The 7,506-nt window shown below is 64.0% G+C and carries 6 protein-coding genes; 5 read left to right on the forward strand and 1 reads right to left on the reverse strand.

The window, feature by feature from the left end; translation table 11 throughout:
- Position 1 precedes the first annotated feature (1 nt).
- Complete coding sequence (locus UF78_RS02165) at positions 2-1,537, reverse strand: alpha-amylase family glycosyl hydrolase (RefSeq protein WP_045160408.1); 1,536 nt, start codon at positions 1,535-1,537, stop codon at positions 2-4.
- A gap of 175 nt (positions 1,538-1,712) precedes the next feature.
- Between UF78_RS02165 and gap the strand changes: the two genes are divergently transcribed.
- The 5 genes from gap to UF78_RS02190 all read left to right on the forward strand — a co-directional run bounded on the left by gap (position 1,713) and on the right by UF78_RS02190 (position 7,225).
- Complete coding sequence (gene gap, locus UF78_RS02170) at positions 1,713-2,732, forward strand: type I glyceraldehyde-3-phosphate dehydrogenase (protein ID WP_045160409.1); 1,020 nt, start codon at positions 1,713-1,715, stop codon at positions 2,730-2,732.
- A 25-nt stretch (positions 2,733-2,757) separates the two neighbouring features.
- Positions 2,758-3,348 (forward strand): cyclodeaminase/cyclohydrolase family protein, encoded by a 591-nt coding sequence (locus UF78_RS02175; protein WP_230623565.1) that lies wholly within the window; start codon positions 2,758-2,760, stop codon positions 3,346-3,348.
- A gap of 318 nt (positions 3,349-3,666) precedes the next feature.
- A complete protein-coding gene (locus tag UF78_RS02180; RefSeq protein WP_045160411.1) occupies positions 3,667-4,833 on the forward strand; it encodes an iron-containing alcohol dehydrogenase in 1,167 nt (388 codons plus the stop codon).
- Positions 4,834-4,838: 5 nt separating this feature from the next.
- Positions 4,839-6,341 (forward strand): CoA-acylating methylmalonate-semialdehyde dehydrogenase, encoded by a 1,503-nt coding sequence (locus tag UF78_RS02185; protein ID WP_045160412.1) that lies wholly within the window; start codon positions 4,839-4,841, stop codon positions 6,339-6,341.
- 119 nt (positions 6,342-6,460) lie between these two features.
- Positions 6,461-7,225 carry an IclR family transcriptional regulator gene (locus UF78_RS02190; RefSeq protein WP_045160413.1) on the forward strand — a complete coding sequence of 255 codons (765 nt, stop codon included), beginning with the start codon at positions 6,461-6,463 and terminating at the stop codon, positions 7,223-7,225.
- Positions 7,226-7,506 lie beyond the last annotated feature (281 nt).

Consider the following 7,506-nt stretch of genomic DNA (forward strand, 5'->3'; position numbering starts at 1 on the left):
GTCAGTGTTCCTCCGGGCTGAGAATCAGCGCCTGGCCCGCCGCCAGTTCGCCGCAGTAGGGTTCGCCTTCGTTCTGCGCATCGCTGGCAACTTCGATCTGCCAGTGTCCGTTGATTGGAAATGCATGAGGTTGGTCGGCGAAGTTCAGGCAGACAACTCGCTGGTCTTCGCCCAGCTGTCGCCGGTAGGCCAGCACGTTGGGATGTGATGGCAACTCTTCCCAGTCGCCCTCACGCAGTGCCGGGCTGCGCTTGCGCGCGCTGATCAAACGTCGATAGAGCTCAAGGGTCGAGCCCGCTGCACGCACCTGACGTTCGGCCGCCAATTCCTCGCTTTCCGGCGGGAAGGGCAACCACGGCCGGTTGCCCTCCCACCCGTGGGGTGGTGCACAGAACCAGGGGATGGGCGCACGGCAGCCATCGCGACCACCGGGATCGACCTGTTCGTCCGGTTCGATCACCGCATCTTCGAGCCCCAACTCCTCGCCCTGGTAGATGAAAGGCGTGCCGCGCAGGGTCAGCAACAGCACCGCGGCGGCATGGGCGCTGCGCAGTGAGCCGTGATAGCGGCTGCGCTGGCGATGGTTGTCATGATTGGACAGCACCCAGGTCGGCCAGGCGTTGGCCGGTTTCAATAGCGCCTCGACGTCGCGGATGCAGGTGCGGAACATCACTGGCTCCCAGGGCGCGTCCAGCGGCTGGAAATTGAACGACATATGCAGCTCGTCGCCGGCTCCGTAGTACTGCAGGACTCGCTCGGTGGCGCGGATGTTGACCTCGCCGACCAGCACACGCTCTCCAGGGTAGCTGTCGACCAGCCGGCGCAGACCACGCAGTACTTCGTGGCTGTAGGGCTGATCGTTGAACTCCACCAGAGGCTGGCCGCCCAGACAGCGCGAGTCGTCGGCGAAACTGGGGTCCTTGCCGGTGCAATGAATGACATCCACACGAAAGCCGTCGATGCCCCGGTCGAGCCAGAAGCGCAGCACCCCATGCATCGCCTCGACCACTTCGGGGTTTCGCCAGTTCAGATCCGGCTGCTCGGGCAGGAACAGGTGCAGGTAGTACTGCTGGCTGCCTTCGTCCCAGGTCCATGCGCTACCGGCATTGAGGGCGGCGCGCCAGTTGTTCGGCTCGTCACGCCAGATGTACCAGTCGCGCTTCGGATTGTCCCGCGAGCTGCGGGACTCGACGAACCAGGGGTGCTGATCCGAGGTGTGGTTGGGGACGAAATCGAGCAACACGCGAATGTCGCGTGCATGCGCCTCGGCGATTAGCCGGTCGATGTCAGCCAGCGAGCCGAACAGCGGGTCGACGTCGCAATAGTCGCTGATGTCGTAACCGGCATCGGCCATCGGTGAACGGAAGATTGGCGACAGCCACAGGGCGTCGACGCCCAGATATTGAAGGTGATCGAGGTGACGCAGCACGCCGTTGAGGTCGCCAACGCCGTCACCGTTGCTGTCGGCGAAGGATCGCGGGTAGATCTGATAAATGGTGGCGACTTTCCACCAGGGTGGCTGGGTTGACTCGCTCATGCTCGTGCCCCTTTTCCGCTGTTCGGCAGGCCCGGCGCAACGGGCCTGTGAGGTGTACGACTGACGAGCGGCGCCTGGGTTCGCCCATTCATTGATCTCCGTCGGACGGTACTGAACGTCGACGCCCATACTCCGACTAACCTTGCACTGCCTCAAAGACCCTGGGAGGACCGCCATGTTGCGTATTGCTATCAATGGTTATGGCCGTATCGGCCGAGCCGTGTTGCGAGCCCTGTTCGAGCGGAATCTGGACCATCAGATCCACATCGCGGCCATCAACGACCTCAGCGACCGGAGCGCGATGGCGCACCTGACGCGTTTCGACAGCACCTTCGGCCGCTTCAACGAGCAGGTCGAGCTGCATGATGACGCGATGCAGATCCGCGGCCAGTCGATCCGCTTGTTGCAGGAACGTGACCCCAGCCAGTTGCCGTGGAAGCAGCTGGGAGTCGATGTGGTGCTGGAGTGCTCGGGCAAGTTCAAGAAGCGCGCCTTGATCGACCAGCACCTGGAAGCCGGGGCCGATCGGGTGTTCGCCTCGCATCCGCTGGACGGTGCCGACCTCACCGTGGTCTACGGCGTCAACCATCAACTCCTCAACGCGGAGCATCGGGTAATCTCCAACGCTTCCTGCACGACCAACTGCCTGGCGCCCCTGGCCAAGGTGCTGCATGAAGCGGTGGGGATTCGCCAAGGCCTGCTCAACACCGTGCACTCCTACACCAACGACCAGAACCTGCTGGACAAGGCGCACAAGGACCTCTACCGCGCCCGGGCCGCGGCGGAGTCGATGATTCCCTCGACCACCGGTGCGGCCAAGGCCATCGGCCTGGTGCTGCCGGAGCTGGCCGGGCGCCTGGATGGGCTGTCCGTGCGGGTGCCAACGCCCAACGTCTCGCTGGTCGACCTCACTTTTACCGCCGAGCGGCCGCCGGCGAATGTCGAGGCGGTGAACCGGATATTGCGCGAAGGGGCGCAGCAGATGCCGCTCGGGGTGATGGAGTGCAACGACCTGCCGCTGGTTTCGCGGGACTTCTTCGGCCATCCGACCTCCTGCGTCGCCGACCTCAGCCATACCCGGGTGCAGGGTGATCTGGTCAAGGTGCTGGCCTGGTACGACAACGAGTGGGCGTTCTCCAATCGCATGCTCGACGTGCTGCTGGCCTGGGGAGACGACGTCGCGAATGCGTCCTGAGCGGAACTCGGTCTGGACGCAGCCGTTGGCGACTTTTCGCGACGCGACTGCAGCCGCTCGACCGACGCCCGGCTGCGGAGCGGCCGCCGCCGTCAGCGCCGAGATCGGCGTGGCGCTGGTGCTCAAGGGGTTGCGGATCAGCGAGGCGCACGGGTCCGAGCCGGAGCGCCTTGAGCGGCTGCGCGCCGCCGAGGCCTTGCTCGGTCGAACGGGCGCTTTCGCTGACCACGATATGCAGGCCTTCGATGATTACCTGAGTGCGGCACGCGACGACGAGCCCGAACAAAAACAGGCGGCGGCGCGGCAGGCCTGTGCGGTGCCGCTGGCGCTGGCGCACTGTTGTCTGGAGGCGCTGGAGTTGGCGGTCATCGCCTGGCCGCTTTGCGCCGAACGGCTGCGCAGCGATGTCCAGGCCGGCGCCTTCCTCATCCATGCGGGGCTCAGTGCGGCCTTGATCAATGTCGATACCGATCTGGCCGGGCTCGATGACCAGACAGCCCGCGAACAGGCCGGGGCAGCCCGCGCGCGGTTGCAGGCGGAGGGGGATGCGCTCCTGCGGCAACTGCTCGAGCGGGTTCGATCGGTCGGCTCGGGTTCGCTTGATCCGGGATCCTAGCCAGGCTGAACGGTGAACCGCCCTTGTTTCTGAATGAGCGAGATGTTCTCGACCGGCCTTTCCCGCAGACGTTCGGCGCCGCTCCCCGATGATCAGCCGCGGCGACACCGTCGCTTTCTAACAGTAATGAGAAAAAACGTCTCGTTATCGCTTGACGGTCGGCCGCGGTGTTTCTAGTCTCGAGTGACGGGTTGAGACGAAAAGTCTCAAAATAACAAACGAGACCTTCAGGTCCTGACCTTCAAGTCGCTCGCGTCTGTGCTTCGTCTGGCTGCCGTCCGGCGTCCATAGTGCCTCGAGCGCCCATCGGAGAGCCCCATGAGCCATCGCATCGTCCTGCCGCGCCTGATGGAAGTCGGCGCTGGCGCCAGCCAGCAGATCGTCTCCGTGCTGAACAACCTGGGCTGCAAACGACCGTTGATCGTCACCGACCGGATGATGGTCGAGTTGGGCTATGCCGCGCGGATCAGCGAGATTCTGAGCAAGGCCGATATCCCCAGCGACTGCTTCGCCGATACTCTGCCGGAGCCGACCGCGGCGTCGATTCGGGCAGGCGTCGAGATGGTGCGCCAGGGTGACTACGACTCGATTATCGCCCTTGGTGGCGGCAGCCCCATCGACTCGGCCAAGGCCATCGGCATCCTCGGCAAATTCGGCGGCGAGATGCGCGACTACCGTTTCCCGCGCGATGTCAGCGAAGCCGGATTGCCGCTGATCGCCATCCCCACCACCGCCGGCACCGGGTCGGAAGCCACGCGCTTTACCATCATCACCGACGAAACCAGTGACGAGAAAATGCTCTGCGCCGGCCTTGGCTTCATGCCGGTAGCCGCGCTGATCGACTACGAGTTGACGCTGTCGCTACCGCCGCGGGTGACCGCCGACACCGGCATCGACGCGCTGACCCATGCCATTGAGGCTTATGTCAGCCGCAAGGCCAGTCTCTACAGCGATGCCCAGGCACTGCAGGCCATGCGTCTGCTGGCGCCCAATCTGCGTGCCGCTTACCACGAGCCGGGCAATCGCCAGGCCCGCGAGGCGATGATGCTCGGCGCGACATTGGCCGGTATCGCCTTCTCCAACGCCTCGGTGGCGCTGGTGCATGGTATGAGCCGGCCGATTGGTGCTTTTTTTCATGTGCCGCACGGGCTGTCCAACGCCATGCTGCTGCCAGCAATCACGGCGTTCTCCATTCCCGCGGCGCCCGAACGTTATGCCGATTGCGCACGTGCCATGGGCGTGGCGGGTGAAGCCGACAGCGTCGATGCGGCCAATGACAAGCTGCTCACCGAGCTACGCATGATCAACAAAGAACTGCAGGTACCCAGCCCCGAGCAGTTCGGCATCACCCGTGAACGCTTTTTCGAGCTGCGCGAAACCATGGCGAAGCAGGCCCTGGCCTCGGGTTCGCCCGGTAACAACCCGCGCGTGCCCACCGAAGCGGAAATCATCGACCTCTACGAAACCGTCTGGAACCAGGAGTGAGTCCCATGCAGACCCTCGGCAACCTGATCAACAACGAGGCCGTCGCTGGCCGCTCCGAACGCCACGCGACCGTCTACAACCCGGCTACCGGTGAGCCGCGCCTCTATGTGTCGCTTTCATCGGCTGACGAAACCCGTGAGGCCATTGCCGCCGCCCAGGCCGCCTTCGAAGGTTGGTCGAAGACGCCGCCGCTGGTGCGCGCCCGCGTCATGTTCCGTTTCAAGGCGTTGCTCGAGGAGCGTCGCGACGACGTGGCGCGGCTGATCTCGCTGGAGCACGGCAAGGTGTTCTCCGATGCGCAGGGTGAAGTCACTCGCGGGCTGGAAGTGGTGGAGTTCGCCTGCGGCATCCCGCATCTGCTCAAGGGCGAGTTCTCGCCCAACGTCGGGCGCGACATCGATTCCAACTCGCTGATGCAGCCGCTGGGTGTCTGTGTTGGTATTACGCCGTTCAACTTCCCGGCCATGGTGCCGCTGTGGATGCTGCCGGTGGCCATCGCCTGCGGCAATACCTTCGTCTTGAAGCCGTCGGAGAAGGACCCGAGCGCGACGATGTTGCTTGGTGAACTGCTGGCCGAAGCCGGACTGCCGGCGGGCGTGCTGAACATCGTCAACGGTGACAAGGAAGCGGTGGACGTGCTGCTCACCGACGAGCGCGTGCAGTCGGTGAGCTTCGTCGGCTCGACGCCTATCGCCGAGTACATCTACAGCACCGCGTCGGCCCACGGTAAGCGTTGCCAGGCCTTGGGCGGCGCTAAGAACCACATGGTGATCATGCCCGACGCCGATCCGCAGCAAGTGGTTGGCTCGCTGATGGGGGCCGCCTATGGCTCTGCCGGTGAGCGTTGCATGGCGATCTCGGTGGCGGTCTGTGTCGGCGACGAGGTGGCGGACAATCTGGTCGAGATGCTCAAGGGCGAGATTGCGCAGATGCGTACTGGTCCGGGCACGGGGGTTGAGCCTGAGCCGCACATGGGGCCGCTGGTCACCCGTGAGCATCAGCAGAAGGTCGTCAGCTACATCGACCTGGGCGTGGAAGAGGGCGCGACTCTGGTCTGCGATGGCCGTGAGTTGAAAGTTGATGGCTACGAGAACGGCTTCTACGTCGGCCCGAGCCTGTTCGATCGGGTGACGCCCGAAATGCGCATCTACAAAGAAGAAATCTTCGGTCCGGTCTTGGCGGTCGTACGCGTCAAATCCTTTGACGACGCGTTGAAGCTGGTCAACGACCACGAGTTCGGCAACGGCACCTCGATCTTCACCCGTGATGGGGACACCGCGCGGCAGTACGAGGAAGAGGTCAAAGTCGGCATGGTCGGCGTCAACGTGCCGATCCCGGTGCCGATGGCGTTCCACTGCTTCGGCGGCTGGAAGCGCTCGATCTTCGGCCCGCTGAACATGCATGGTCCGGACGGCGTGCGTTTCTTCACCCGGATGAAGACCGTGACTCGGCGCTGGCCGACCGGTATCCGTGCCGGCGCGGATTTTTCGATGCCGACAATGAAATAAGCCGCAGGGCCGGGACGATCACCCAGGCAACTGCCGGTGCTGGCCCCGGCTCATTTCGATTAAGCTTCTCCGCCCCCCTGGGGCGGCCGTTTTATTCATCTACCGTAACGGGCTTCGCCATGCGCAGTACCCCCCGTGAAAAAGGCTCCTCCATCACTCGCGTGCTGGAAATCATCGAAGCTGTGGCCGGCGCCGCGGAGCCGCTGACGCCCAGTGCGCTGGCGGACAAGCTGGACATTCCCAAGGCCAGCGCCCATCGCCTGGTACAGACACTGGAAAAAGAAGGCTTTCTGCAGTTCGGCTTGCGTGGCGGCCTGCTGCCGGGCGATCGACTGCATGTCACCGCGGTGAATATCCTTGGCAGCGGCCGACACAAGGCGCTGCGTCAGGCAATCCTGCGCCAGCTGTCCGAGGAGATCGGTGAAACCTGCGGCTTGTCCGTACCTGATGGCCTGGACATGCTCTATTTCGACCGCGTACAGACCAACTGGCCGCTGCAGATCAATCTGCCCATCGGTAGCCATACGCCGCTCTGGTGCACCGCCAGCGGCAAGCTCTATCTCGCTTCGCTACCTCAGGAGCAGCTGGACAAGATCCTGCCGCGCCTGCCGATCCGGCAGCTGGCACGCAATACCCTCACCGATCTCAGTGCCTTGCGCGACGACCTTGCACGGATCCGCGAAGAGGAGCTGGCCACCGATTCGGAAGAATTCATCGACGGTATGGTGGCCTGCGCCGTGCCGGTGCGCGACGGCCGCGGTGAGCTGAGTGCCTGCTTGTTCACTCATGCGCCAGTGATTCGTTGTTCGATGGAGTCGCTGCTGACCTTTGCTCCGCGCCTGCGTGCGGCGGCCAGAGAGCTGGAGGCCATTGTCAGCGGTTGAAGCGTACTGCTTGGGTTTCGTCCCTGGCAGGCCTTCGGCCTGCATTCGCCGCGAGGTCGCGGCTCCCACGAAGCGTCGCGGGTTGGTGGGCGCGCCAACCTCGGCGCGAAGCTTTCAGGCTTCGGTAATAGTGCGGATGACGCTCTTTTCATCCACCGTGCTCCGCCTCGGTGGCCGTCACCCTGTGGATCGCCACCCGGTGAATCGCCACCCGGTGAATCGGTGAAGCGTGATCCACCCTACAACTGCTTTGTTTCGTCCCTGGCAGGCCTTCGGCCTGC

It is taken from the genome of Stutzerimonas stutzeri (assembly GCF_000952685.1).
GTDB lineage: Bacteria > Pseudomonadota > Gammaproteobacteria > Pseudomonadales > Pseudomonadaceae > Stutzerimonas > Stutzerimonas stutzeri_E.

Bases quoted from the DNA above. Each gene is read 5' to 3' on its own strand.
- UF78_RS02180 (WP_045160411.1), top strand. From the start codon at position 3,667: ATGAGCCATCGCATCGTCCTGCCGCGCCTGATGGAAGTCGGCGCTGGC.
- UF78_RS02185 (WP_045160412.1), top strand. From the start codon at position 4,839: ATGCAGACCCTCGGCAACCTGATCAACAACGAGGCCGTCGCTGGCCGC.
- gap (WP_045160409.1), top strand. From the start codon at position 1,713: ATGTTGCGTATTGCTATCAATGGTTATGGCCGTATCGGCCGAGCCGTG.
- UF78_RS02190 (WP_045160413.1), top strand. From the start codon at position 6,461: ATGCGCAGTACCCCCCGTGAAAAAGGCTCCTCCATCACTCGCGTGCTG.
- UF78_RS02165 (WP_045160408.1), bottom strand. From the start codon at position 1,537: ATGAGCGAGTCAACCCAGCCACCCTGGTGGAAAGTCGCCACCATTTAT.